General features: G+C 67.1%; 22 protein-coding genes and 1 tRNA gene. 8 read left to right on the forward strand and 15 right to left on the reverse strand.

Translation table 11 applies throughout. From position 1 onward, the window contains the following. Positions 1-12: 12 nt before the first annotated feature. The 5 genes from GGQ89_RS01925 to hisB form a co-directional block, all read right to left on the reverse strand. Positions 13-168 carry a hypothetical protein gene (locus GGQ89_RS01925; protein ID WP_168371492.1) on the reverse strand — a complete coding sequence of 52 codons (156 nt, stop codon included), beginning with the start codon at positions 166-168 and terminating at the stop codon, positions 13-15. Between the two features lie 387 nt (positions 169-555). Further along, a complete protein-coding gene (hisF, locus tag GGQ89_RS01930; RefSeq protein ID WP_056430683.1) occupies positions 556-1317 on the reverse strand; it encodes an imidazole glycerol phosphate synthase subunit HisF in 762 nt (253 codons plus the stop codon). Continuing rightward, positions 1314-2048, reverse strand: coding sequence for a 1-(5-phosphoribosyl)-5-[(5-phosphoribosylamino)methylideneamino]imidazole-4-carboxamide isomerase (hisA, locus tag GGQ89_RS01935; RefSeq protein WP_076714949.1), 735 nt, complete (start codon positions 2046-2048; stop codon positions 1314-1316). The genes hisF and hisA overlap by 4 nt, the downstream gene beginning before the upstream one ends. Further along, the gene (gene hisH, locus GGQ89_RS01940; RefSeq protein ID WP_184103646.1) at positions 2045-2650 is read right to left on the reverse strand and encodes an imidazole glycerol phosphate synthase subunit HisH; all 606 of its coding nucleotides are present in this window, start codon (positions 2648-2650) and stop codon (positions 2045-2047) included. Before hisH ends, hisA begins: the two co-directional genes overlap by 4 nt. Next, positions 2647-3234 (reverse strand): imidazoleglycerol-phosphate dehydratase HisB, encoded by a 588-nt coding sequence (gene hisB / locus GGQ89_RS01945; protein ID WP_058752125.1) that lies wholly within the window; start codon positions 3232-3234, stop codon positions 2647-2649. The genes hisH and hisB overlap by 4 nt, the downstream gene beginning before the upstream one ends. Before the next feature lie 72 nt (positions 3235-3306). On the opposite strand from hisB, the gene GGQ89_RS01950 reads away from it, so the two are divergent. Then, positions 3307-3792 (forward strand): SspB family protein, encoded by a 486-nt coding sequence (locus GGQ89_RS01950; RefSeq protein WP_042486441.1) that lies wholly within the window; start codon positions 3307-3309, stop codon positions 3790-3792. A gap of 144 nt (positions 3793-3936) precedes the next feature. On the opposite strand, the gene GGQ89_RS01955 is transcribed toward GGQ89_RS01950, so the two are convergent. Both GGQ89_RS01955 and GGQ89_RS01960 read right to left on the reverse strand, forming a co-directional pair. Next, positions 3937-6201 carry a S9 family peptidase gene (locus GGQ89_RS01955; protein ID WP_184103649.1) on the reverse strand — a complete coding sequence of 755 codons (2265 nt, stop codon included), beginning with the start codon at positions 6199-6201 and terminating at the stop codon, positions 3937-3939. Beyond that, entirely contained in the window at positions 6198-9305 is a 3108-nt protein-coding gene (locus GGQ89_RS01960) for a glycoside hydrolase family 2 TIM barrel-domain containing protein (RefSeq protein ID WP_244955745.1), read from the reverse strand. The genes GGQ89_RS01955 and GGQ89_RS01960 overlap by 4 nt, the downstream gene beginning before the upstream one ends. 145 nt (positions 9306-9450) lie before the next feature. Here GGQ89_RS01960 and GGQ89_RS01965 point away from each other — a divergent pair, with 145 nt between their 5' ends. The 5 genes from GGQ89_RS01965 to GGQ89_RS01985 all read left to right on the forward strand — a co-directional run bounded on the left by GGQ89_RS01965 (position 9451) and on the right by GGQ89_RS01985 (position 12655). Further along, entirely contained in the window at positions 9451-9864 is a 414-nt protein-coding gene (locus GGQ89_RS01965) for a MerC domain-containing protein (protein WP_244955746.1), read from the forward strand. 16 nt (positions 9865-9880) lie between these two features. Next, a complete protein-coding gene (locus tag GGQ89_RS01970; RefSeq protein ID WP_184103652.1) occupies positions 9881-10681 on the forward strand; it encodes an acid phosphatase in 801 nt (266 codons plus the stop codon). Positions 10682-10758: 77 nt separating this feature from the next. Continuing rightward, positions 10759-11658, forward strand: coding sequence for an ROK family protein (locus GGQ89_RS01975; RefSeq protein ID WP_184103655.1), 900 nt, complete (start codon positions 10759-10761; stop codon positions 11656-11658). Positions 11659-11849: 191 nt separating this feature from the next. Continuing rightward, positions 11850-12407, forward strand: coding sequence for a glycoside hydrolase family 108 protein (locus GGQ89_RS01980; protein WP_184103658.1), 558 nt, complete (start codon positions 11850-11852; stop codon positions 12405-12407). Beyond that, positions 12404-12655: a 3TM-type holin gene (locus GGQ89_RS01985; RefSeq protein WP_184103661.1), complete on the forward strand. Its 252-nt coding sequence runs from the start codon at positions 12404-12406 to the stop codon at positions 12653-12655. The genes GGQ89_RS01980 and GGQ89_RS01985 overlap by 4 nt, the downstream gene beginning before the upstream one ends. Here the strand turns inward: GGQ89_RS01985 and GGQ89_RS01990 are convergent. Both GGQ89_RS01990 and GGQ89_RS01995 read right to left on the reverse strand, forming a co-directional pair. Then, positions 12649-13881, reverse strand: coding sequence for an aspartyl protease family protein (locus GGQ89_RS01990; protein ID WP_240456603.1), 1233 nt, complete (start codon positions 13879-13881; stop codon positions 12649-12651). The genes GGQ89_RS01985 and GGQ89_RS01990 overlap by 7 nt on opposite strands. A 94-nt stretch (positions 13882-13975) precedes the next feature. Further along, positions 13976-15514: a TadA family conjugal transfer-associated ATPase gene (locus GGQ89_RS01995; protein WP_076717907.1), complete on the reverse strand. Its 1539-nt coding sequence runs from the start codon at positions 15512-15514 to the stop codon at positions 13976-13978. 52 nt (positions 15515-15566) lie between these two features. Between GGQ89_RS01995 and GGQ89_RS02000 the strand changes: the two genes are divergently transcribed. Both GGQ89_RS02000 and GGQ89_RS02005 read left to right on the forward strand, forming a co-directional pair. Further along, on the forward strand, positions 15567-17141 hold the full coding sequence (locus tag GGQ89_RS02000) for a S1C family serine protease (RefSeq protein ID WP_244955747.1): 1575 nt from the start codon (positions 15567-15569) through the stop codon (positions 17139-17141). Positions 17142-17308: 167 nt separating this feature from the next. Beyond that, a complete protein-coding gene (locus GGQ89_RS02005; protein WP_240456568.1) occupies positions 17309-18865 on the forward strand; it encodes a hypothetical protein in 1557 nt (518 codons plus the stop codon). Between the two features lie 276 nt (positions 18866-19141). Here GGQ89_RS02005 and GGQ89_RS02010 read toward each other — a convergent pair. The 6 genes from GGQ89_RS02010 to GGQ89_RS02035 all read right to left on the reverse strand — a co-directional run bounded on the left by GGQ89_RS02010 (position 19142) and on the right by GGQ89_RS02035 (position 23309). Next, a tRNA-Phe gene (locus GGQ89_RS02010) sits at positions 19142-19217 on the reverse strand. A 31-nt stretch (positions 19218-19248) separates the two neighbouring features. Beyond that, a complete protein-coding gene (locus GGQ89_RS02015; protein ID WP_076714963.1) occupies positions 19249-19416 on the reverse strand; it encodes a DNA gyrase inhibitor YacG in 168 nt (55 codons plus the stop codon). Beyond that, complete coding sequence (locus tag GGQ89_RS02020) at positions 19413-20363, reverse strand: Rne/Rng family ribonuclease (RefSeq protein WP_184103664.1); 951 nt, start codon at positions 20361-20363, stop codon at positions 19413-19415. The genes GGQ89_RS02015 and GGQ89_RS02020 overlap by 4 nt, the downstream gene beginning before the upstream one ends. Beyond that, a complete protein-coding gene (locus GGQ89_RS02025) occupies positions 20356-20925 on the reverse strand; it encodes a Maf family protein (RefSeq protein ID WP_056430646.1) in 570 nt (189 codons plus the stop codon). Before GGQ89_RS02025 ends, GGQ89_RS02020 begins: the two co-directional genes overlap by 8 nt. A 14-nt stretch (positions 20926-20939) precedes the next feature. Next, entirely contained in the window at positions 20940-21158 is a 219-nt protein-coding gene (infA, locus tag GGQ89_RS02030; RefSeq protein ID WP_007403889.1) for a translation initiation factor IF-1, read from the reverse strand. 174 nt (positions 21159-21332) lie between these two features. After that, positions 21333-23309 (reverse strand): alpha/beta hydrolase family protein, encoded by a 1977-nt coding sequence (locus GGQ89_RS02035; protein ID WP_240456569.1) that lies wholly within the window; start codon positions 23307-23309, stop codon positions 21333-21335. Positions 23310-23338: the final 29 nt, after the last annotated feature.

The raw sequence follows: 23338 nt of genomic DNA on the forward strand, positions 1-23338 counted from the left end.
GAAGCGCTGACGTCAATCCTTGCGGTTGCGGCGGCGCATCAGGTGGCGGAGCAGCCAGACCGCACCGATCGCGAAGACGAACAGGCCGATGTCGGACCATTCGGGATGACGGCGCGGCTGCGGCGCTCCGGTATGGGCGGTGGCGGCGGTCAGGATGGCGAGCGGCATGGGGGTAGTTTAGCAGCGTGTCGGGCTTGGGTCATTCGGGGGTTTTTGATTCACGCGAAGACGCGAGGCCGCGAAGATTTTTTGGTTCACGCGGAGACGCGGAGACGCGGAGAGTACGGTTGTGGGGTTGGCAATTGGCCGCCACACAGCCGGTTCAAGTCTTCCGCTCGCAACCTCCCCCCCTCCGTTAACGCTGAGCGAAGTCGAAGCGCACGTCCGGCGCTCTGCCCAGTGGCGCGGTTATCCCTTGGCCTTCGACTTCGCTCAGGCTGAACGGGGATTGGGGCGCTTGCCCTATCGATCGGGAGACGTTCTCCCGGTCAGATACGCAGGCCACCGTCCACCCGGCTACCAAAGCCTCCGCGTCTCCGCGCCTCCGCGCGAAAATCAATGCGCCCGAACCGGTACCCCCGCTGCCGCCAGCGCCCGATGCGCATCGGCGATCGACGCATCGCCGAAGTGGAAGATCGACGCCGCCAGCACCGCCGAAGCATGCCCGTCGCGCACGCCCGCGACCAGGTCGTCCAGCCCGCCGACGCCGCCCGACGCCACGACCGGCACGCTGGTCCGGTCGGCGATGGTGCGGATGAGTTCCAGGTCGTATCCGCCCCGCGTCCCGTCGCGATCCATCGATGTGACCAGCAACTCTCCCGCACCCAGTTCGGCCAGGCGCAGCGCGTGTTCGACCGCATCGATCCCGGTCGCGCGCCGCCCGCCATGGGTGAACACCTCCCAGCCGTCCGCCGTGCGCCGCGCGTCGACGCTGGCGACGCAGCATTGGCTGCCGAATCGCTCGGCGATGTCGGAAACGACCTCCGGGCGGCTGACGGCGGCGGAATTGACCGCCACCTTGTCCGCCCCCGCCAGCAGCAGTGCGCGCGCATCCTCCGCCGTGCGCACGCCGCCGCCGACGGTCAGCGGCATGAAGCACACCGCCGCCGTCCGCCGCACCACGTCCAGGATGGTGCCCCGCGCCTCATGGCTGGCGGTGATGTCGAGGAAGCACAGCTCGTCCGCGCCTGCCGCGTCATAGGCGCGGGCCTGTTCGACCGGATCGCCCGCGTCGATCAGGTCGACGAAGTTGACGCCCTTGACCACCCGGCCATTGGCGACGTCGAGGCAGGGGATGACGCGCGCGCGGACGGTCATGCGGCCGCCGCCACCGACAACGCCGCCGCCAGATCGAGCCGCCCGTCATACAGTGCGCGGCCGGTGATGACGCCTTCCACGCCGTCCTGATGATGAAGCGCCAGCATATGGATGTCGCCGATACCCGCCACGCCGCCGCTGGCGATGACCGGGATACGCACCGCGCGTGCCAGATCGACGGTGGCGGGCACGTTGCAGCCCTTGAGCATCCCGTCGCGGCCCACGTCCGTAAAGAGCAGCGAGGCGACCCCCGCATCCTCAAACCGGCGGGCGAGGTCCTCGACCGACACGTCGGACACATCGGCCCAGCCGCGCGTCGCGACCATGCCGTCCTTGGCGTCCACCGCGACGACGATGCCGCCGGGATAGGCCTTGGCCATGTCGCGCACAAAATCCGGATTCTCCAGCGCCGCCGTGCCGATCACGACGCGCGAGACGCCCAGGTCGAACCAGCGCTCGACATTCTCCGGCTTGCGGATGCCGCCGCCCAGCTGGACATGGCCGGGAAAGGCTTTGACGATCGCCTGCACCGCCTCGCCATTGACCGACTCGCCCGCAAAGGCGCCGTCCAGATCGACGACGTGCAGATGCTGCGCGCCCGCTTCGGCGAACAGCATCGCCTGATGGGTAGGATCGTCACCATAGACGGTGGCGCGGTCCATATCGCCCTCGGCCAGACGGACGACCTGGCCGCCCTTCAGGTCGATGGCGGGGAAGACGATCAGGCTCACGGATGCCACTCCAGGAAACGGGTGAGGAAGGAGAGGCCATAACGCTGGCTCTTCTCAGGGTGGAATTGCGCGCCGACCACCGTGTCGCGGCCGATCGCGGCGGTGACGGGGCCGGCATGATCGGTGGTCGCCAGCACATGCTCGCCGGTAAAGGCATAGCTGTGGAGGAAATAGGCCTCGCCGGGCACGATCAGCGGATGCTCGCTCACAGGCTGGACATCGTTCCAGCCCATATGCGGCACCTTGGCCGACGGGTCGGCGGGGGCGAGTCGCGTCACCCGGCCGGGAATCCAGCCCAAGCCCCGATGCTCGCCCATCTCGTCGCCGGCGTCGGCGAGCAACTGCATACCGACGCAAATGCCCAGGAAAGGCCGCGCGCGGGTGAGGGCGGCGTCGCAGAGCGCCTCCTCCAGTCCGTCGACGGCGCGCAGGTTCGCCGCGCAGGCGCCGAACGCCCCGACGCCGGGCAGCACGATCCGGTCGGCTTTGGCGATCACGTCCGGGTCGGCGGTGATGACCACATCGCTCGCCCCCGCCGCGCGCAGGGCATTGTCGACCGAGTGGAGATTGCCCGACTCGATGTCGATCAGCGCCAGCGTCACAGCATGCCCTTGGTCGAGGGGATGGCATCGGCCTTGCGCGGGTCGATCTCCACCGCCATCCGCAGCGCGCGGGCCAGGCCCTTGAAGATGCTTTCGGCGATGTGATGGTTGTTGTGGCCGTGCAGCAGCTCGACATGGAGCGTGATGCCCGCCTCCTGCGCGAAGCTGTGGAACCAGTGCTCGATCATCTCGGTCTGAAGCGTGCCCAGCATCGGATTGGTGAACGGCACCTTCCACACCAGCCAGGGCCGCCCCGAAATGTCGAGCGCGGTGCGGGTCAGCACTTCGTCCATCGGCGACAGCGCCTCGCCATAGCGGTAGATGCCACGCTTGTCGCCCAGCGCCTTGGCGAAGGCCTGTCCGATCGCCAGCGCGCTGTCCTCGGTCGTGTGGTGCCCGTCGATATGCAGGTCCCCCTGAACCTTGACCGACAGGTCGATCAGCGAATGCCGCGACAGCTGGTCGAGCATATGGTCGAGAAACCCGATGCCGGTGGCGTTCTGATAGACGCCGGTGCCGTCGAGATTGACGGTGACGTCGATGACGGTTTCCGCGGTGGCGCGGTGGACGGTGGCGGTGCGCATGGCCCCTCCCTTAAACACCTATCCGTCCCATGCAATCTTGACCCGCGATCAAAGGCCGCTAGTCCAAGGGATATGACCGAAGGATTGCCCGACAGCCTCATCCCCTATGACGACATCGTGCAGGAGGCCCTGCGCGCCGTGGTGGGGCGTGTGCTCGGCCCGGTGGCGGAGACGGGGCACCTGCCCGGCACGCACCATTTCTATATCACCTTCAAGACGCAGGCGCCGGGTGTCGACATCCCGCAGCGGCTGGTCGAGCGATTCCCGGACGAGATGACCATCGTCCTGCAGAATCGCTTCTGGGACCTGACGGTGGACGAGAATCGCTTCTCGGTCGGCCTCAGCTTCAACCAGGTGCCGTCGAAGCTGGTGATTCCCTATTCGGCGATCACCCGTTTCCAGGACCCCGAGGTGCAGTTCGAGCTTGGCTTCCACGTCGCCGACGATCCGCAGAGCGATCCCGATCCGCACGGCTCGGCCGAGAATGACGAGCCGGTCGCCAAGCCGGTCGAAGACGGCAGCAACGTCGTCGCGGTGGATTTCAAGCGGAAGAAGTAAGAGGTTCCCATAATTCCTCCCCTGTAAGGGGAGGGGGGCCATCCGCAGGATGGTGGAGGGGCGTCACCCCTCTCGATAGCGGGACACCCCTCCGTCAGGGCTTCGCCCTGCCACCTCCCCTTACAGGGGAGGAATGGGAGAGGATCACTCCTCCCCGCGCAGAGCCTTCAGGAAAAAGGCATATTGGCGCCGCATGGCATAAGCCACCGGCCCTGTGCTGCGCCCCGCCGTATGCTCCCCGCCGGGAATGACCAGCAGGTCGAAATCCTTGTCCGCCTTGATGAGTGCATCGACCACCTGGGTCGTGCTGGCAGGGTCGACGTTGGAATCCTGTTCGCCGACGACCAGCATCAGCTTGCCCTGTAGCTGCTTGGCGTGGACCACGCCCGAGGCGTCCAGATAGCTCTGGTCGACCGGATAGCCGAGCCACTGTTCGTTCCAGTCGATCTTGTCCATCCGGTTGTCGAAACACCCGGCATAGGCGACCCCGGCCTTGTAGAATTCGGGGTGGAAGAGCAGCGCATTGAGCGTGCTCTGCCCGCCCGCCGAGCCGCCATAGATGCCGACACGGGAAATATCGACGCCGGGGTCCTTGGCCGCCAGCGCCTTCATCCAGGCGATTCGGTCGGGAAAGCCGCTATCGGCCAGATTCTTCCAGGCGACATCGTGGAAGGCCTTGGACCGATTGGCGGTGCCCATGCCGTCGATCATCACGACGACGAAACCGAGGTCGGCGAGCTGCTGCATCCCCATGACCTTGTCGCCACCGGAGAAGCCGCCGAACGGCCAGAACGCCTTGGGCACGAAACTGTCGTGCGGGCCCGCATAGATGTTCTCGATCACCGGATAGCGCTTGGCGGGATCGAAATTGCGCGGGCGGACGACCAGGCCGTAAATATCGGTCTTGCCGTCACGCCCCTTGGCGGTGAAGCGTTCGGGCGGGCGGAATCCGGCGGCGGTCAGTGCGGTGATGTCGCCCTTTTCCAAAGTCTGGATCAGGCGACCGTCGCGCGCGTCGTGTAGTTCCATCGTTTCAGGCAGGTCGGTGCGCGAATAGACGTCGACATAGGTCGCCATGTCGGGGGCAAAGCGGACCTCGTGGGTCGCATTCTCGGTTGTCAGGCGCGTCAGGTTGCGGCCGTCGAAATCGACCCGGAACCAGTGTTTGTAATAGGGGTCCTCGCCGGGCACGAAGCCGCTGGCCGAGAACCAGATTTGGCGCTTCTCGTCATCGACGTGCACGATGTCGCGGACCAGCCAGTTGCCCTTGGTGATCTGGCGCACCACCCGACCGGTCGCGCCGTCGACCAGATAGAGATGCCGCCAGCCGTCGCGCTCCGAGGCCCAGAGGATTTCACGGCCCAGCCCCTTCACGTCATGCGACCAGATGCGGTCGCGGAAAACGAAGGTCTTGGCGGTCTCGGTCACGGCGGCGTGCGCCCGGCCGGTATCGGCATCGACTGCGATGATCTTCGTCTCGCCGAAACCGCGCTTCAGGTCGTTGAACGCGAAGCTCTGGCTGTCGGCCCGCCATTCGGGGGCGGAGAGGGTATAGGCGCCCGCGAACAGGCTCGGGTCGATGTCGGTGCGCGTCCCATCCGAAACGCGGAACAGCACGGGTGCTTCCTGGTCCACCGCATCACCGGGCTTGGGATAGAGTTGCTGGACGACTTGCGGCTGGACCTTGCCCGGCGGCGCGGCGAGGACACGCGTGACCATGCGGGCATAGCCGGGGCGGACGCGCTGAAGCGCGATGTGCTGGCCGTCGGGGCTCCAGGCGATGGTTTCGGGGTCGTAGAAATTGCCGGGGCTGCCGTCCTGGGACCGCCAGACCTCCTTGCCGCCATTCGCTGCCCGCACGACCAGATTGTCGTCGAGGACCAGCGCCTCCAGCCTACCGTCTGGTGACAGGCGGGGGTGGTTGTCGGCGGCTACGCGCAGGTCACGCACCACGCCGAAGCCGCGCGGACGGCTGGCGTTTTCGGGCGGGATGACTGCGCAGACCGGCTGGACGAGGGTGCAGCGATAGACGGTGTCGTCATAGCCGATCGAGAAGCGGATCGCCGAATGGTCGGGCGTGTAGCTGAAATGCTCGAAGGGCAGGCGCAAGGGGGCCACGGACTCGCCCATGACCCTGGCGAGCGCGGGCGCCAAGGCAGCGGCGTCGAAGGCGGGGGCTTTTGCGCGGGTGGCGGCGTCCATATCGACGAATGCGAAACCCCCCGCCACGGTCTTGCGATAATGGAAATGCCGCCCATCCGCGTCCCACTCGGCGGGCGAGGCGATGTCGCGGGTCAGCCATTGCCATTGGTCGCGAAGCGCCAGCGACGTGGCGATCCGGTCGGGTACGGTCTGCGCGGCGACCGGCGTCGTGGTCAGTAACAGGGCAAGGGTGAAAAGACGCTTCAACGGGCGGCTCCGATGGTGAAGCTGTAGGTCAGCGGCTGGAGCGCGATACGGTAAGGCATGTGCGCGCGGCCATCGAGGTTCCAGCCGGTATCGCCGCCGACCCCGACCTGGGCGGCGTCGATCAGCAGCGTACCGTCGCCATGCGGGCGGATGTCCGAGCTATGCGCCTGTGCGGGCGGCTTCATGGCAAGATCGGCATAAGGGAAGGGCAGGGCGTTGACCGACAAGGGCTGCGCGCCCGTGACGCGAAGACCCGTGCCGGTGCCGGTCAGCTGAATCCAGCGTACATCGGTCTTGTTGCCGCTCTCCTGCGGCCGGGCATAGTCATGGAATTGGTCCGCCAGCTTGCCGTCCCAGCGCGCGATCATCGCGCCGGTCTTGCGGTCGGCATAGCTTTCCCACGGACCGCGCCCGAACCAGCTGACCTGCGTGAATTGCTGCCCCGGCGTCGCGAAGGCGAGGCCGATGCGCAACGGATCGGGCAGCGTCATGCGCAGCGGCACGAAGCGAACCGTCGCGGTCGCCGCGCCGTCGGGTGCCATGGTCCAGCGGGTCTGCATCTTGACCGATCCGACGCCCATGTCGTGATCGACGATAATGGCATTGCCCTCCTGCCGGATGGCGTCGAGGCGACGATGGTCGGAGAAATATTGCCACATCGCATGGCTCTTGGGCACGCCCGCGCCCACGTCATTGTCGGTCGGCGAACGATAGAAATTGGGCGTGCCGCCGGTCAGCAGCGTCTTGCCGTCACGGGCGTAACGGCGGACGAGGCCGGTCGTCCGGTCGATCTCCAGCACGGCATTGCCGGCCTTCAGCGTCATCGCATCGGCGCTTTCTTCGGGGACGACAGACCCGGCGGGGGCTGCGGTGGAGACGGGGGCGAAGGCGGGGGCGGAGAGCGCGAACTGTTCCCAGCCGATGACCTGGCCTGCGGGCAGCGGCGGGATCGCACCCGCTTTGGTCCGTGCGCGCAGGATCAGCGAGCGTTCGGCGGCGGCGTCCTTTGCAGGCGGCAGGGTGAAGGACAGCGGCGCGGTCTGGCCGGCGGCGACCGAAGGCGTCGCGATGCTGCCGCGCGCCGTCTCGACGCCATTCTCCAGCACCGTCCAGTCCAGCGTGAAGCGCGACAGATCAATATGGTCGTGGCGGTTGACCACCTGCCAGCCGCCGCCCTCATGAGTGAAGTGGATCGGCGACTGGACATGCGCCATCTCATAATATTCGGGGTCGGGCGTCCGGTCGGACTGGATCACGCCGTCGCCCACGGGGCTGTCGTCGCCGTGCAGCCCCGCATCCTTGGGATCGGGATCATAGTCCAGGCCCTGCCCCCAATAGGGGCGGCCATCCTTGTCCTTCAGGATCATCGTCTGATCGACCCAGTCCCAGACGAAGCCGCCTTGCAGTTTGGGATATTTGCGGAAGGTATCCCAATAGCCTTGGAAGTCGCCCAGGCTGTTGCCCATCGCATGGGCATATTCGCACAGGATCAGCGGTTGGGTGAATTCGGGGCGGGTGGCATAGTCGGCCAGCTTTTCGACATCGTCATACATAGGGGCGAAGATGTCGACATAGGCGTTGGTCGGGTGCCGCCAGCCACTCATGCTGTAGCCGAGGAAGTTGATCAGCCGCGTCTTGTCATGCTCGCGGACCCACTTCGCCGCCGCCTCGAAATTCGGTCCGACGCCGCTCTCATTGCCCAGCGACCAGAAGATGACCGAGGGGTGATTGCGGTCCCGTTCGACCATGCGCTGCACCCGGTCAAGATGCGCGGCGGCCCATTCGGGCTTGTGGCCCAGGTTCAGGGTCGGACCGCCCTTTTCCTGGGTGAGGCTCAGATAGCCGTGGCTCTCGATATTGGCCTCGTCCATCACGTACAGGCCATATTCGTCGGCCAGATCATACCAGCGCGGGTCGTTGGGATAGTGCGAGGTGCGGACCGCGTTGATATTGGCCGCCTTCATCAACTCGATGTCCTTGCGCATCGTTTCCTCGGACACGATCCGGAAGGTACGGGGATCATGCTCGTGGCGATTGACGCCGCGGATCATGATTCGCTTGCCGTTCACCCGGACTTCGCCGCCCGCCACCTCGACGGTGCGGAAGCCGATGCGGCGGCTGGTCGCCTCGATCAGCTTGCCCTTGGCGTCGAGCAGTTCGACGAGCAGCGTGTAGAGATTGGGGTCCTCGGCGCTCCAGGGCTTCACGCCTGGCACCTCGGCGGTGATCGTCGCGCTGGTGCCGGTCGGCGTCGCGGTCCGGGTCAGGACCGTCCGCTTGCCGTCGAGCAGCGTCGCGCGCACGGCGACAGCCTGCGCCGCACCCGCCAGATCGACCTGGGCCGACAGCGTGCCGTCGCGATAGTCATGGGTCAGCCCGGCGTCTATGCCGAAGTCGCGGATATGCGTCTGCGGCGCGGCATAGAGGGTGATCGACCGCTCGATCCCGTTGACGCGCCAGAAATCCTGATCCTCCAGATAGCTGCCGTCCGCATGGCGATAGAGTTCGATCGCGATGACATTCTTGCCCGGCTTGGCGGCACGGCTGATGTCGAATTCGGTGGGGAGCTTGGAGTCCTCGGAATAGCCGATCTTCTGGCCGTTGACCCAGAGATAATAGGCCGCGCCCGCCGCACCGATGTTCAGCAGCAACCGGCGTCCGGCAAAATGCGCGGGCACCGTGAAGTCGCGGCGATAGGAGGCGACCTCGTTCAGCCGGTGCTCGATCAACGGTTCGTTGCGGGGAAAGGGATAGCCGCTGCCGACGAAGACCGGGCGGCTCAAGCCCTGTGCCTGGAGGATTCCGGGCACCGCCACTTCGCGCCAACTCGACACGTCGCGGGCCGGGTCTTCGAAGCCGAGCGGCCGCGCCTCGGGATTGGGGGACATATGCACCCGCCACCGGCCATCGAGCGAGAGGTGATAGCGTGACTTGGCCACATTACCGGCCAGCGCGGCGGCACGCGACTCGAATCCGGCAAAGCTGGTGTGCATCGGCTCCGCGCCGATATGGTTGACGGCGGGGTTCTCCCAATCGGGCCGGGCGGGGGCGGTTTGGTCGGGGGCGGCCTGGGCGGCCGAAGCTCCTGCCATCAGGACGGACATGCTCGTGCTCAGCCAAAGCCTGGTGCCTGTCTTCATCCTGTCCTCCTGTCCCGTATCACGGGCAACGCTATATTATACGGAATACGAATGCAAAGCCCTGCAATGATGCCTTGCCAATAATGATACAATGTATCAATAGGCGCTTATGGTCGATGATGCACCCCTGTCTCGCAGCCATCATGGCCGGTTCCGGCATATGGATGCCTTGGCTATCTCGGCCTCGACCTTGTGCCTGATCCATTGTCTGGTTCTGCCGGTGCTGATCGCCTTTCTGCCCGCCATCGCCGAATGGGCCGATCTGGGCGAGGTGTTCCATATCGTCATGCTGGCGCTGGCCGTACCGCTCAGTGGCCTGACGCTGTTTGGCGGATGGCGGCGGCATCGGGTCGTTTTTCCGATGATTGTGGGCATGTTCGGCCTGATCCTGCTGATGCTCGGGCTGGCGTTCGAGGGGCAGGGGATGGGAACCGCGCTGACCGTGGCGGGCGGGCTGGTGCTGGCCGTCGCGCATGTCGCCAATCTGCGCGCCACCAATCTTTACCGACTGATGACCCTGTAACAAGGACGTGGTGCCCATGTCGAAAGCCGTCGCCCGCGCCATCGCCGCCGCGCTGATCGCGGTAGCCTGTACCGCCGTCATGGCCCAGCCGCGGGAAGGCGACGAGCCGTCCCGCTATCTGCCCGCCACCGGCTTCGACCTGCTGACCATATTGCCGCCCGCACCCAAGCCGGACGATGCGCGGGGACAGGCCGACCGGGCGATCTTTCGTCAAACCCGCCGGTTCGTCGGCTCGCCCCGCTGGGCGATGGCGACCAACGACGTGAAGCTGGGCGAGACCGATATGGCGCGTGATTTCTCCTGCGCGCTGGGGATCGCACTGACGCCGCAGAACGCGCCCGCGACGATACGGCTGATCGGCGGCGCAGGCTCCGACACCGCGCGCGGATCGGGCATCGCCAAGCGCTATTACAAGCGCCAGCGCCCCTATCTGATCGATCGCGGCCCGACCTGCCAACCGGCGAGCGAGTTGCAGGGCAGCTATGACTATCCTTCGGGCCACACCACGGCGGGGTGGACCTGGGCGATGCTGCTGGCCGAGATCGCCCCCGACCGCGCCGCGCCGATCCTGGCGCGGGGGCGGGCCTTTGGGGAAAGCCGGATCGTCTGCGGCGTGCACAATGCCAGCGCGGTCGAGGCGGGGCGTCTGTCGGCCACCGTGACGCTGACCGCGCTGTCGCAGAGCCCGGCCTTCCAGCGCGACCTGGCCGCCGCGCGCGCCGAAGTCGACGCGCTGCGCCGCGACCCCGCCACCCCCCGCCCCGACGCCGCCGCCTGCCAGCGCGAGGCGGCCTTGGTAGCCCAACCGATTTTCTGATCCCCGCCCCTTGACCACCCGGCGCGGTTTCGCGCAGGCGCGCAGCGATTAAGCAAAGCGTCTGGCGGGAGAATGGAATGACCGAGGCACAGGATCGGATCGTCGCAGGGGTTGAACTGGGCGGTACGAAATCGATTGTGTTGATCGGGCGCGGGCGCGACATCCTGGTGTCCGAGCGCCTGCCGACCACGACCCCCGCCGTCACCCTGGCCGCTTTGCGCCAGCGCTTGGCCGAATGGCACGAGCAGTATAAGCCGGAGGCGCTGGGCATCGGCAGCTTCGGCCCGATCGCGCTCGACAAGACCGACGCGGATTATGGCCATATGCTCGCCACGCCCAAGCCGGGCTGGGCGGGGGCGGACGTGGCGGGTGCGCTGTCCGAGGGCTTTGGCGAACGCGTCGCGATCCATACCGACGTGACCGGCGCGGCGCTGGCCGAGGGGCAGTGGGGCGCGGCGCGCGGGCTGGCCGACCATGTCTATGTCACGGTCGGCACCGGCGTCGGCATGGGCATCATCGTCAACGGCCAGCCGGTGTCGGGCCGGATGCACCCGGAGGCGGGGCATGTCCGGGTCCGCCGTATGGCGGGCGACGATTTCGCGGGCGCCTGCCCGTTCCATGGCGACTGCCTGGAAGGATTGGTCGCAGGCCCCGGCATCGCGGCGCGCGTCGGTCGCCCGGCGCAGGAGCTGGCGTCGGACGATCCCGCCTGGACCTTCGTCGCGGATGCGCTGGCGGAGAGCTTTGCCGGACTGTTCCTGACGCTGGCCTGCGGGCGGATCGTGATCGGCGGCGGCGTTGGCGTGGGCCAGCCGCAGCTGCTCGACATGGTGCGTGCCGCGACGGTCGAAAAGCTGTCGGGCTATCTGCCCTTCGTCAACGCGGCGGAAGTCGCCAACCGCATCGTCCATGCCCAACTGGGCGACCAGGCCGGGCCGCTCGGCACGCTGGCGCTGGCACGGACGGTGCTGGACTGACGCCATCATTCCTCCCCTGCAAGGGGAGGGGACCAGCGAAGCTGGTGGAGGGGTGTCCCGCTATCGAGAGGGGGACACCCCTCCGTCGCGCTGCGCGCGCCACCTCCCCTTGCAGGGGAGGAATCTTAGAAAATGCTGTCCTACAACGAACCGATATGGTTCCTCCTTCCCCGTAACGGGGGGAGAGCATCATGGGGCAGGGGGACGAAGCACGCGTCGATGCGATGATCGCGCAGGTCATCGCGCGTGAGGGGGATTATAGCGACCATCCCGCCGATCGCGGCGGCGCGACGCGGTTCGGCATTACCGAGGCGGTGGCGCGCGCCGATGGCTATGCGGGGCCGATGCGCCGCCTGCCGCTGGGCCGGGCCGAGGCCATTTACCGCCGCCTCTATTGGACCGCGCCCGGCTTCGACCGGGTGGCGGCGCGCGCTCCCCGGCTGGCGGAGGAGCTGTTCGACACCGGCGTCAATATGGGGCCGAACGTCGCGGCCGCGTTCCTGCAACGGGCGCTGAATGCGCTTAATCGCGGGGCGCGCGACTATCCCGATCTGGCGTCGGACGGACGGATCGGAGCGGTGACGCTGGCGGCACTTGACGCCTTTCTCCGCCACCGGGGCGCTGCGGGCGAAGTCGTGCTGCTCAAGGCCGTCGAGGCATTGCAGGGCGAACGCTATCTGACGCTCGCCGAGCGACGTCCCGCCAATGAGGCGTTCCTCTACGGCTGGCTTGCGGACCGGCTGTCATGAGCGGCGAGCCGGACACCGACCTATGGACCCGCCGGGCGCGACCGACCTTTCTTTATGTCATGTACGCGCTGCTGCTCTGGAGCATCCCGATGGGGCTGCTGGCGGGCGTGCGGCCGGGCATGGCGGCGGCGATGGTGCACGGCATGGCGCAGTATCTCGCCGCTATCCCTGAGCCGCTCTATGCGCTCTTCGGCACCGGCTATCTGGGCTATACCGTCGCGCGCGAATGGGGAAAGTCGCGTCAGTAGAAGCGCTTGAGCGTCAGCGTCCGGTCCTGTCCGTCACAGGTGCGTAAACGCACCACCGTGCCCGGCTTGCCCACCGTCCAGCGGGCGACGGGGCTGTCGACATAGTCGCGCGGAATGGGCTGTCCGTCGATGGCGCAGATCGTGTCACCCTCGCGCCAGCCGCTTGCCGCCGCCGGGCCGCCGCGCATGACGTGCAGCACGCGCAGGCGGTCGCCCGCCACGCCCATCAACAGCCCGGCGGTCGATCGCTGGGCGGGCATGTCGGCCTGCGGGCCGGGCTTCAGGATCATCCGGCCCGCGCCGGGGTCGAGCAGCACGCGATAGCGTTGCAGGAAGCCCGATCCGATCCGCCCGGCCGCGCCGACCGATTCGCTGAATCCCTGGGCCGGTTCGACCCGCACCTCCACCTCATGCGCGGTCAGGCTGCCCAGCCGCACGCTCGGCACGATGGCCAGGTCGTTGACCGTCGGCCCGGCCAGCCCGAAGCCGATCGCGGTGGTGGTCGGCAAGCCGGTAAGCCTCGCCGCCCGCCAGCCCGCCTGGGTAACGGTCAGCGCGGAGCCGTCGCCGGTATCGACGATGACCGGGGACAGCTTTGCCGCGCCAAGCCCGACCATGCTCTCATAGACGCGCCGCTCGGTCGACACGGTCAGCGGGGCGGTCGCGCCCGTAAAGGGCATGCGACCCGACGGGATCAGGCGAAACCGCTTGGCGGCATAATCGATGTCGAGCGCGTGCGGCGCCAGCAGGTCGCGCCCGACCAGCAGGTCGACCGGCGTCGCATCCCCGGTCGCGAGCGCAGGCAGCGGCGCGACCACCACCCCGCCGCCCTTGCGGGTCAGCCCGCCCAGCGACAAGCTGCGCGTCGGCATCCACCCGATCGCCACCGCCCCGCCGATCGCGCTGGCTTGTCCACCGGGCCGCACCCTGGCCTTGGCGGCGATGGGTGAGGCCTGGGACAGCAAGGTGAAGCTGACCCCGGTATCGAGGATCGCGCCGACCTTCTGCCCGTCGATGGTCATGGCGAAACGGATCTGGTTGCCCGGCGTCAGCTGAAACGGAATCCACCGCTCCTCGGCATCCGGCGCAAGCGTCGAAACCCCCGGATCGCGCGCGGCAGCGGCGACGACATCCTCCTGCGCAGGAACCGCCTTGGGCTCGCGGGGCGCCATCATCGCGGCGGTCAGCAATAGGGGGACGGGAAGCAGATAGAGCAGGAAACGCATCACGCCCCAACGCCTAGCGAAGCGGGAAGCTGCGCGCGAGGTGGCGTGCGCAGTATCGGAAAACGCGCGAGGTGGGCGACGTCATGTCGATCCCCTACAGACACGCCTCCAGCAGCGCCTTGTCGAAGCCGAACTGCTTGGCCTTGTCCAGCGTATAGGGGCGCAGGCCCGACGAGCGATACTCGCCGATGATCTTTCCGTCGGTGCCCTCGTCCAGATATTCAAAGGCGAACAGCTCCTGCGTCACGATCACCGGGCCTTCCATGCCGATCACCTCGGTGATGTTGGTCACGCGGCGGCTGCCGTCACGCAGGCGCTTGACTTGGACGACCATGTCGACCGAGTCGGCGATCTGGCGGCTGATCGCCTCCTTGGGCACCTTGATGTCGGACATCATCACCATATTCTCCATGCGGGCCAGCGCCTCGCGCGGGGAATTGGAGTGGAGCGTGCACATCGATCCGTCATGGCCGGTGTTCATCGCGGCGAGCAGGTCGAAACATTCCGACCCGCGGATCTCGCCCAGGATGATCCGGTCGGGCCGCATGCGCAGGGCGTTCTTGACGAGGTCGCGGATGCTGATCTCGCCCTGACCCTCAAGATTGGCGGGACGGGTTTCCAGCGGCAGCCAGTGCGGCTGTTGCAGGCGAAGCTCGGCCGCGTCCTCGATCGTCAGCACGCGCTCGCCCGGGTCGATCATCTTGGACAGGGCGTTCAGCATCGTCGTCTTGCCCGAGCCGGTGCCGCCCGAAATGACGATGTTGAACCGCGACGCCCCGGCGATCTTCAGCAGCGTCGCCATGTCCTCGCTCATCGATCCGCCGTTCGCCATCATGTCGAGCGTGATCGGCTTGGCCGAGAATTTGCGGATCGAGATGGCGGTGCCGCGAAGCGACAGCGGCGGCACGATCACGTTGACGCGGCTGCCGTCCTTCAGGCGGGCGTCGGCCAGCGGCGTGGTCTGGTCGACACGGCGGCCGACCGAATTCACGATACGCTGCGCGACCTGGAACAGATGCTCCTCGTCGCGGAAACGGATACTGGCCAACTCCAGCCGACCCTTCCGCTCGACATAGGTCTGCTCGGGCCCGTTCACCATGATGTCGGTGATGTCGGCGTCGGCCAGCAACTCCTCGAGCGGCCCGAGGCCCAGAAGCTCGTCGACCAGCACCTTTTCCAGCGCGAACTGTTCGCGCCGGTTGAGCGTCAGTTTCAGCTCGGCCAGCACCTCGCCGATGATCGGGCGGAATTCCTCGGCCAGCTCGTCCTTGCCCAGCGTCGCGGCGGCCTCCGGATCGACGCGTTCGAGCAGGCGGGGGAGGACCTGTTCCTTGATGCGGTGGATCGACGCTTCGAACCCTTCGCCGCGTGCCGGGGTCGGATCGATGGAAGCGGCCTGGCGTTCGGCGAGGCGCTGCATCGCGTCGGCGGCCGTGCCGGGCGCGGCGATCGCGCCTTCCAGTGCGGACAGTGGCGGGAATTGCGAGCCGCCGCCGGGGGCGGGCGAATCGGGATCGGGGCGCGTGGTGGAACCGGAATTTGGGCCGGGGCCGTGCATCGGGCGCGCGACGCCGAAGGCCGGGCGCCCACCGCCTGCGCTTCCCAAACCCTGACGGCGACCGAACGCACTCATCCCGACATTCCCCATGGCATCCGGCGATTCCCTAAATGCCAAGATTTACCATATGCCTAACCGATCCCGGTTGCAGGCGGTGGAAAGGGCGGGATATGGCCCTGTCCCGATGCTCAGCCGGTTCGTCCTTGCCGTCCTCCTGACCCTGGTCGGACTGTCGCCCGCCATGGCCGGGGCAGACGATATAGCCGCGACCGCGCGCGGCGTGGTGCGGGTCGTCACCATCGCGATGGTCGACGATCAGGTGGCCGGGTTCGGCCATGGCTCGGGCTTCGCGGTGGCGCCCAACCGCATCGTCACCAATGCCCATGTCGTCGAACTGGCCGAGCGCTATCCCGACAATGTCGTAATCGGCGTCGTGCCGTCGGAGGGCAGCAAATCCTATCAGGGCCGGGTCATCGCCTATGACTCGCGCCGCGACTTGGCGCTGATCGAGGTCAGCGAGGCGAAGCTGCCGCCCGTCGCCCTGTTCACCGGCCCCGTGACCGAGGGGGATCAGGTCATCGCGCTGGGTTATCCCGGCAATGTCGACCTGGCGACGGCGCAGTCGGCGGCGGACTATATTCGCCCGCTGTCGCCCGTCCGGTCGCAGGGCGTCGCTTCGGGCCGTCGGGCGCTGACGGGCATCGAGGTGCTGCTGCACACCGCCAGCATCGCGCGGGGCAATTCGGGCGGGCCGCTGCTCGATCCGTGCGGGCGGGTGATCGGGGTCAACTCGGCGCTGACCCGCGCCGATGACGGTGATTCGACCTTCGGCTTCGCGATCGCCGATACCGAACTGATGGCGTTCCTGCGCGAGGCGAAACAGCCCTATGCCTCGGTCGGCGTGCCCTGCACCTCGATCGAGGAGCGGCTGCGCGAGGACAGCGCGGCGGATGCCCGCGCCGTGGTCGAGGCGGCCGCCGCCAAGCGCGAGGCGGCCAATGCGGCGGCGCTGCGCCGCGAGGAGGCGCTGAACGCCGCGCGCGGTGAGGCGGAGCGGCTGCGCGAGAATGTGATGGCGGTGGCGGCTTTGCTGCTGGTCGGCGGCGCGCTGGCGGTCGGTGGTGCGGGGCTGCTGGAGTCGCGCGGGTCGCGGCGGGCGGCGATCTGGACCGTGTCGGCGGGCGGCATCGCGATCGTCGCGGCGGTGGTCGTGTTCCTGCTGCGCCCCTCCGCCGAGATTCATCTGCCGCGCGAGACCTTGGTGACGGCCGCGAGCGCGAATGCGCCCGGCACGGCGATCGGCCCGATGATCTGCACGCTGATCCCCGATCGCAGCCGGATCACCGTCTCCTCGACCGCCGAGACGCGGCTGGACTGGGGTGCCAAGGGCTGTGCCGATGGCCAGGTCCAGTATCTGGAAGGCGAGGGCGGCTGGCAGCGGATCATCGTGCCCGAGGACGAGCCGACCGTGACCGTCGCCCGCTTTGATCCGGTCACGCGCACCTATACCCAGACTCGCTACATGCTGCCCGCCGCCACGATGGATGCGATCCGCAAGCTGCATCAGCCCAGCACGCCCAACGCCTGCGTGAAGACCGACAAGGCGCTCCAGAACCTGGAGGGCGAACAGGCCCAGATCCGCCAGCAATTGCCGCCGCTGCCCAATGAAAAGCTGGTCTATAGCTGCCGCTCGGCCCGCTGATCTCGGGACGGGGTAGCGTCCGTCCCGGCCTTTTACCCTTTCCCCTCGTGGAGGGGAGAGGGAAAGGGGGAGGTATATGACTGCCGATAGGGCCGAAGAGGCTTGCGCCGCCGCCATCGTTTCGACGACATAACGACCCTGATCGATGCGGCTTGGGAGGGCCGGAGATGACCAAGGGGGCAATGGGTGCGCGCCGCTGGATGGCGGCCGCGATGATGACATGTCTGGGCCTGTTGGCGGCGACGCCCGCCCAGGCGGAATGGCGCGAGGCGCGGGCGAAGCATTTCATCCTCTACGGAAACATGTCCGAAGAGGCGATCCGCGCCATGGCGACGCGGCTCGAGCAGTTCGACGGTTCGCTGCGCTATCTCTACGGCAAGCCCGAGATCGACGGGCAGGAGAGCAATCCCGTCACCGTCTATGTCCTGCCCACGGTGTCGGCGGTGCGGCGGCTCTATGGCAAGGGCGGCGACCATATCGCCGGTTTCTATCAGGGCCGGGTTTCGGGCTCGGTCGCCTTCACGCCGATGCGGAGTGACGAAGAGGGCCCCAATGCGCTCCAGCCGCAACAGGTGCTGTTCCACGAATATGCCCATCACTTCCTGCTCGGCAATTCGCAGGTCGCCTATCCGGCCTGGTATTCCGAGGGCGCGGCCGAGTTCGTCGGGACCGCGCGATTCGAGCGCGAAGGCATCATGCTCGGCGTCGCGGCCCAGCATCGCGCCTATGGCCTGCTCGACGCCGCCAAGCTGCCGATCGAGACACTGTTCGATTCGTCGCGCCGCAAGCTGAGCGATATGGAAACCGAACAGGTCTATGGCCGGGGCTGGCTGCTGACCCATTATCTGATGTTCGATGCGACGCGGGTGGCGAATTTCAACCGCTATCTGAGCCTGCTCAATCAGGGGAAGCCCAGTATCGATGCGGGCAACGAGGCGTTCGGATCGCTCAAACAGCTGGATCGCGAGCTAGGTCGCTATTTGGGCCAGAGCAAGATTCCCGGCATGCTCGTCCGGTTCGAGCGGCTGCCCAAGACCGATGTGTCCGTTCGCGTGCTGAGCGCGGGCGAACAGGCGATGATCCCGTCCCGGATGCAGTCGGATCGCGGCGTCAATCGCAACACGGCGGGCGAGGTCTATGCGCGAGCTTCGACCGTGGCGGCGGCGTTTCCGCAGGACGCGGTCGCGCAGGGCTGGTTCGCCGAAATGGCCTATGACGCGGGCCAGGATCAGGCGGCCGAGGCGGCGGCGGATCGGGCGCTGGCGGTGAAGCCCGACCTGCAACAGGCGCTGCTCTACAAGGGGTTGCTCCATCTGCGCCGCGCCGCCAGCGACAAGAGCAAGGACCCGGCGCGGTGGAACGAGGCGCGCAGCTGGATCATCCGCGCCAACCGCGCCGATCCCAACGCGGCCGAGCCGCTGGCAGTCTTCTACAGCAGCTTCCGTATGGCGGGCGAGCGTCCGCGCGAATCGGCGGTGAACGGGTTGGAACGGGCCTTCGAGCTGGTGCCGCAGGATCAGGGGCTGCGCTTCATGCTGGCCAGCCAGCAGATTGCGGCCGGACAGATCGACCAGGCGAAGCGCACGCTGCGTCCGCTAGCCTATGATCCCCACGCGCGACCCGACAACCCGGCGGCGACACTGCTCGCGCTGCTCGACAGCGGCAATCAGGATGCAGTGAAGGCCGCGCTGGCCAAGGCATCGGGAGAGGGCGGCAAGGAGTAGCGCGGTTTGCGTATCCGCCCCTCCGTTGCGCAGGCCGATCATGTTCCTGGGGCGGCCTGCGCTGTGCCGATTTTGCTTCTCGCATATCGATCAACGGCTGCCGCGACGCGGGCGCCGACCTGGATGGTCTTGGCAAGCGTGCCGGTAGCTTTGCCGAACGCGGATCGATGAACCGGAAAGAATGGGCGTAGCGTAGAAAGCCACGGACATAAGCCCGGCCAAATGAAAACAGTCCGCCACAAGCGAACCGTCAAAACACCATCAATGTAGGAAAAATGGTGCCCAAGGGCGGGATCGAACCACCGACACTGCGATTTTCAGTCGCATGCTCTACCAACTGAGCTACTTGGGCCCACACCGCGATTGCGATTGGAGGCGTGCCTTTACGGGTGGCTTTCTCCTATGTCCAGCCCTTCTTCATCATTTTCTTTGACCGGGATGCGATAACCTTCGCCCAGCCATTGCAGAAGGTCGCGATCCTTGCACCCGCGCGAGCAAAAAGGGGCGTGGTCCGGGGCGGTCGGCTTGTCGCAAATCGGGCAGGTGGTCATGAGCGTTCCAGTTGCAGGGGACGGCCGGTGCGGCGCTCCAGCGCCTCGCGCCAGGCGGGATTGGCCATCAGGCGGTCATGGACAGCGCCGGATACGGGATAGGTCGGCGGGGGGCCGGGCGGCTCGCGCTCCCATTGCCGCAGCAGCGCGCGGGCACGGGCGCCGATGGGGTCGATGGCCAGACGCTCGGGGATCGAGGCGCGGGGGCGCGGGCGGACGATCTGGAGGAAGCCGAAGCCGTTGACCGCCGTCCGCTCGAAGGGGAGGGGGAGGGCGGCGTCCAGCGCCTCCGCCACCGCCTGGCGCGGGCCCTTGCCCTCCAGCGTGGGGAAGTCGATGCCGATCGACCCGCCGATACCGTGGCGCAGGATGCTTTCCGCCACCGCGCGGGCAGCGGCGATCGACAGCGGTTCGTGCGGGGGGGATCCGTCGACGTCGAACAGCGTCATCGCCGGGGTCGGGGTCATGCGCAGCACGCCCGCACCGAAACCGATCTCGCCGGTCGCCGCCTCGTCGAGCAGTTCGGACCAGCCCGCCGCTTCGAGGTCGTCGGGTTGATGCGGGAGGATCTCACGCACGGGAAAGCCCGTCGCGGCGATTCGTGCGCGCAGATCGAGGCCGGGGGCGGCGCGCGCGTCTTCGGGGGCGAGCTGCGCCTTGGGCAGCTTGGCGCGGCCGCGCTCGGGAATCGCCTCGCGCGTGACGATGACGGTCAGCGCGGCCCCCTGCGTCATGCCCTTCGGCACCGGGGACAGCAGCACGTCGCCGCCCTGATTCAACGTCACCCGCCCCTGTCGACCGGGGAGCAGCTCGACCAACCGCCCCTCGGCCACCGTGCCGACGGTCAGCGTGCCGGTCAGCTCGGTCGCGGCCTGCACGATGCGGCCATCCTCGACCAGCGCGGCACGGGCCTCGCCGATCCCGGCCTCATAGAGCCATTCAGACAAGCGGCAGCCCAGCGGCCTTCAGCAGGGCGCGGGTTTCGAACAGCGGCAGGCCGATGACGCCGGAATGCGACCCTTGCAGGAAGCGCACAAACGCCTCGGCGCGGCCCTGGATGGCATAGCCCCCGGCCTTGCCCAGCCCTTCGCCGCACGCGATGTATGCGTCGATCTCGTCGTCGGAGAGCGGCTTGAACGCCACGATGGTGTCGGCCAGCCGGGTGCGCGCCTTGCCGGTGGCGTCGATGACGCACACCGCGGACAGCGCATGATGCCGCCGCCCCGACATCAGGCGCAGCAGCTTGCGCTGGACGTCCTCGGTCTCGGCGGGGGGCAGGATGCGACGGCCCAGCGCGATGGTGGTATCGCCCGCGACGACGATCTCGCCGTCCGCACGGTCAACCGCATGCGCCTTTTCCACCGCCAGCCGTAGCGCGTAGACGCGGGGCAACTCGGCGGGACGGGGGGCTTCGTCGATATCGGGCGAGGCGACTCGGTCGGGCACGACTCCCAGCCGCGCCAGCAGATCGCGGCGGCGCGGGGAGGAGGATGCAAGGACGAGCGGCATATAGGGCCGGTCGCTCACTTGAAGCGGTAGGTGATCCGGCCCTTGGTCAGGTCGTACGGCGTCAGCTCGACGAGCACTTCGTCGCCGACCAGCACGCGGATGCGGTTCTTGCGCATCTTGCCCGCCGTATGTCCTAGGATCTCGTGATCATTCTCGAGCTGGACGCGGAACATCGCGTTGGGGAGGAGTTCCACCACGCGGCCGCGCATCTCGAGCAGTTCTTCCTTGGCCAAAAAATACCTCGGTTCGTCGTGTTATAGGGTATGTCGAAGAGGCGCCGCCATAGCCGCAATGGGCCGAAAAGGAAAGGCACGCCGAATCAGCCCTCGATATGGGGTTGGTGAGGGGGTTGGGCAAGATGTTTGCCTCGCTCAATTCCTCCCCTTGCAGGGGAGGAATGAACCCCGTCACGCCGGGTTATATTTTTCCAGGAATGCGGCCATCGCCTTCAGGAATTCCAGCCGGTCCTCGGCGCGGGTGAAGTGGTGGTCGGCCAGCGGTTGCTCGATATAGTTCACCGGCTTGCCCGCCGCCTTCAGCGCGGACACCATCATGCGCGACTGGTTGACCGGGACTCGCTTGTCCTCCTTGCCGTGGACGATCAGCAGGGGGATCGCCATGTCGGCCGCGCCGAAGCGAGGCGAGACGGCGTGATAGTCGGGGGCCTGTTTCTGCAGCCAGTCGGCACGCGTCTTGCCGAACAGGAAACGCGAATCGTACCGCTTCATCGCCTGAAGATCGGACACACCCGCATAGGACACCGCACAGCGATAGAGCGCACTGTTGCGCTGGGCCGCACGCATCGCGGCATAGCCGCCATAGGAGGCCCCGACCATGCAGGCGCGCTTGGGGTCGGCGATGCCTTCCTTGGCCAGCCAGGCGACCGCATCGTCCAGATCGTCCTGCATCTTCAGGCCCCATTCGCCCTGCCCCTTCTTGGCGAAGGCGGTGCCATAGCCTGAGGAGCCGCGATAATTGGGTTGGATCACCGCATAGCCCAGTTCGGCCAGATACTGGCTCCACCAGTCCCAACTCTCGGAATCGCGGGCGAAGGGGCCGCCATGCGGCATGACGATCAGCGGCAGATTCTTGGTCCCGCGTCCGCGCGGCATGGTCAGGATCGCCTCGATCGAGGTGCCGTCACGCGCCGGATAGCGCAGGGTACGCACGGGCGACAGCCGCTGGCCCTTCAACTGGGAATTGGCCCAGGACAGGAACTGCATGTTGCCGTAATCGGTATCCCAATAATAGAGCGACCCCGCCGAGGACGGGCTGCTGACCGTCACCAGGAAGCGGGTGCGGGCGGTGTTCCAGGACACGATCTCGGCGCGGCGCGGCGCCACCGATTTGTCGAGCGCCGCCTGCAATTCCTTGATCCGCGGATCGGTCCAGGCGTCGTGATAATATTGGTCGGTGTAGCGGATCGCCGAAATATCGTCGCCCGAAGCGGTCTTGATGATGCCGTCGATATCATAGCCGGTGACGGTGCCGAGCTTGCGACCCAGCTTCAGGTCGGGCAGCGAAACCTCGTACAGGGCGTCATATCCGTCGCTGTCATCGATCGCCAGCGCGGTGCCATCGGTCCGAAAGACGCTGGGCACCAGGACCGATTCGTCCTTGCGGCCATTGGCGCGTGCAATGGTGCGGAAGGGCTCGGCGTTGGACTGGCGATAGAGGATGCTCTTCTGACGGGTCTCGTCGCTATAGCGGACGCCCATGCGCAACTGGCCCTGGCCGTCGGCATACCAGTCCCACACATCGGTCTGCCCGTTCGCGATCCGCTTGACCCGCCCGGTCGAGATGTCCGCTTCGTAGACGGAAGGATAGACCTCGGACATGGAATAGATGCCGGTCGATTTGGCGAACAGCAGGCGCGGGGTGCCGTCATGCGCGGTCCACAGCACCTCGTCGGCGCGGAAGCCCGAATTGTCCCAGTCGATCTTCACCATCTTCGTCATGTCGGCGCGGACGCCGATCAGGCGGGTGACATAATATTCCTCGCCCTGGATCGTGTCCTGGCTACCCAGCCCGACGACCAGCCATTCGTCATTGACCCAGCGCCACCAGTTGACGTCGACCTTGTCGCTGAGCGCGGCCAGCGCTGTCTTTCCCTGGCCTTTGATCAGCGGGGCGACCATCAGATATTGCTTGCCGTTCAGCGCCCGCTTGCCCGCGATGCGGGTGCCGTCGGGCGACAGGGCAGGCCCCTCGAACTCGGGCAGCGCGGCAAAGGCCTCGACCGACAGGGGGCCCGTTGCGGCGGTTGGGCTGGCCGGGGCGGCCGGTGGGGCGGCCGTTGTTTGGCCCGCATTCTGCGTCATGCCCGTCAGCGTCATCAATGCGAGCGCCGTCACCGACGCGCCCAGCTTCCTTACCCCACGCATTCCCGATCCCCCCATGTCGGCGCCACTCC

It is taken from the genome of Sphingomonas yabuuchiae (assembly GCF_014199595.1).
Taxonomy (GTDB): domain Bacteria; phylum Pseudomonadota; class Alphaproteobacteria; order Sphingomonadales; family Sphingomonadaceae; genus Sphingomonas; species Sphingomonas yabuuchiae.

Bases quoted from the DNA above. Each gene is read 5' to 3' on its own strand.
- GGQ89_RS01925 (WP_168371492.1), bottom strand. From the start codon at position 168: ATGCCGCTCGCCATCCTGACCGCCGCCACCGCCCATACCGGAGCGCCG.
- GGQ89_RS02015 (WP_076714963.1), bottom strand. From the start codon at position 19,416: ATGACCACCTGCCCGATTTGCGACAAGCCGACCGCCCCGGACCACGCC.
- GGQ89_RS01975 (WP_184103655.1), top strand. From the start codon at position 10,759: ATGACCGAGGCACAGGATCGGATCGTCGCAGGGGTTGAACTGGGCGGT.
- hisF (WP_056430683.1), bottom strand. From the start codon at position 1,317: ATGACCGTCCGCGCGCGCGTCATCCCCTGCCTCGACGTCGCCAATGGC.
- GGQ89_RS01995 (WP_076717907.1), bottom strand. From the start codon at position 15,514: ATGAGTGCGTTCGGTCGCCGTCAGGGTTTGGGAAGCGCAGGCGGTGGG.
- hisB (WP_058752125.1), bottom strand. From the start codon at position 3,234: ATGCGCACCGCCACCGTCCACCGCGCCACCGCGGAAACCGTCATCGAC.
- GGQ89_RS02035 (WP_240456569.1), bottom strand. From the start codon at position 23,309: ATGCGTGGGGTAAGGAAGCTGGGCGCGTCGGTGACGGCGCTCGCATTG.
- GGQ89_RS01990 (WP_240456603.1), bottom strand. From the start codon at position 13,881: ATGCGTTTCCTGCTCTATCTGCTTCCCGTCCCCCTATTGCTGACCGCC.
- GGQ89_RS01985 (WP_184103661.1), top strand. From the start codon at position 12,404: ATGAGCGGCGAGCCGGACACCGACCTATGGACCCGCCGGGCGCGACCG.
- GGQ89_RS01960 (WP_244955745.1), bottom strand. From the start codon at position 9,305: ATGTCCGTCCTGATGGCAGGAGCTTCGGCCGCCCAGGCCGCCCCCGAC.
- GGQ89_RS01950 (WP_042486441.1), top strand. From the start codon at position 3,307: ATGACCGAAGGATTGCCCGACAGCCTCATCCCCTATGACGACATCGTG.
- GGQ89_RS02000 (WP_244955747.1), top strand. From the start codon at position 15,567: ATGCCTAACCGATCCCGGTTGCAGGCGGTGGAAAGGGCGGGATATGGC.
- GGQ89_RS01980 (WP_184103658.1), top strand. From the start codon at position 11,850: ATGGGGCAGGGGGACGAAGCACGCGTCGATGCGATGATCGCGCAGGTC.
- GGQ89_RS01970 (WP_184103652.1), top strand. From the start codon at position 9,881: ATGTCGAAAGCCGTCGCCCGCGCCATCGCCGCCGCGCTGATCGCGGTA.
- GGQ89_RS01965 (WP_244955746.1), top strand. From the start codon at position 9,451: ATGGTCGATGATGCACCCCTGTCTCGCAGCCATCATGGCCGGTTCCGG.
- GGQ89_RS02025 (WP_056430646.1), bottom strand. From the start codon at position 20,925: ATGCCGCTCGTCCTTGCATCCTCCTCCCCGCGCCGCCGCGATCTGCTG.
- GGQ89_RS02005 (WP_240456568.1), top strand. From the start codon at position 17,309: ATGACCAAGGGGGCAATGGGTGCGCGCCGCTGGATGGCGGCCGCGATG.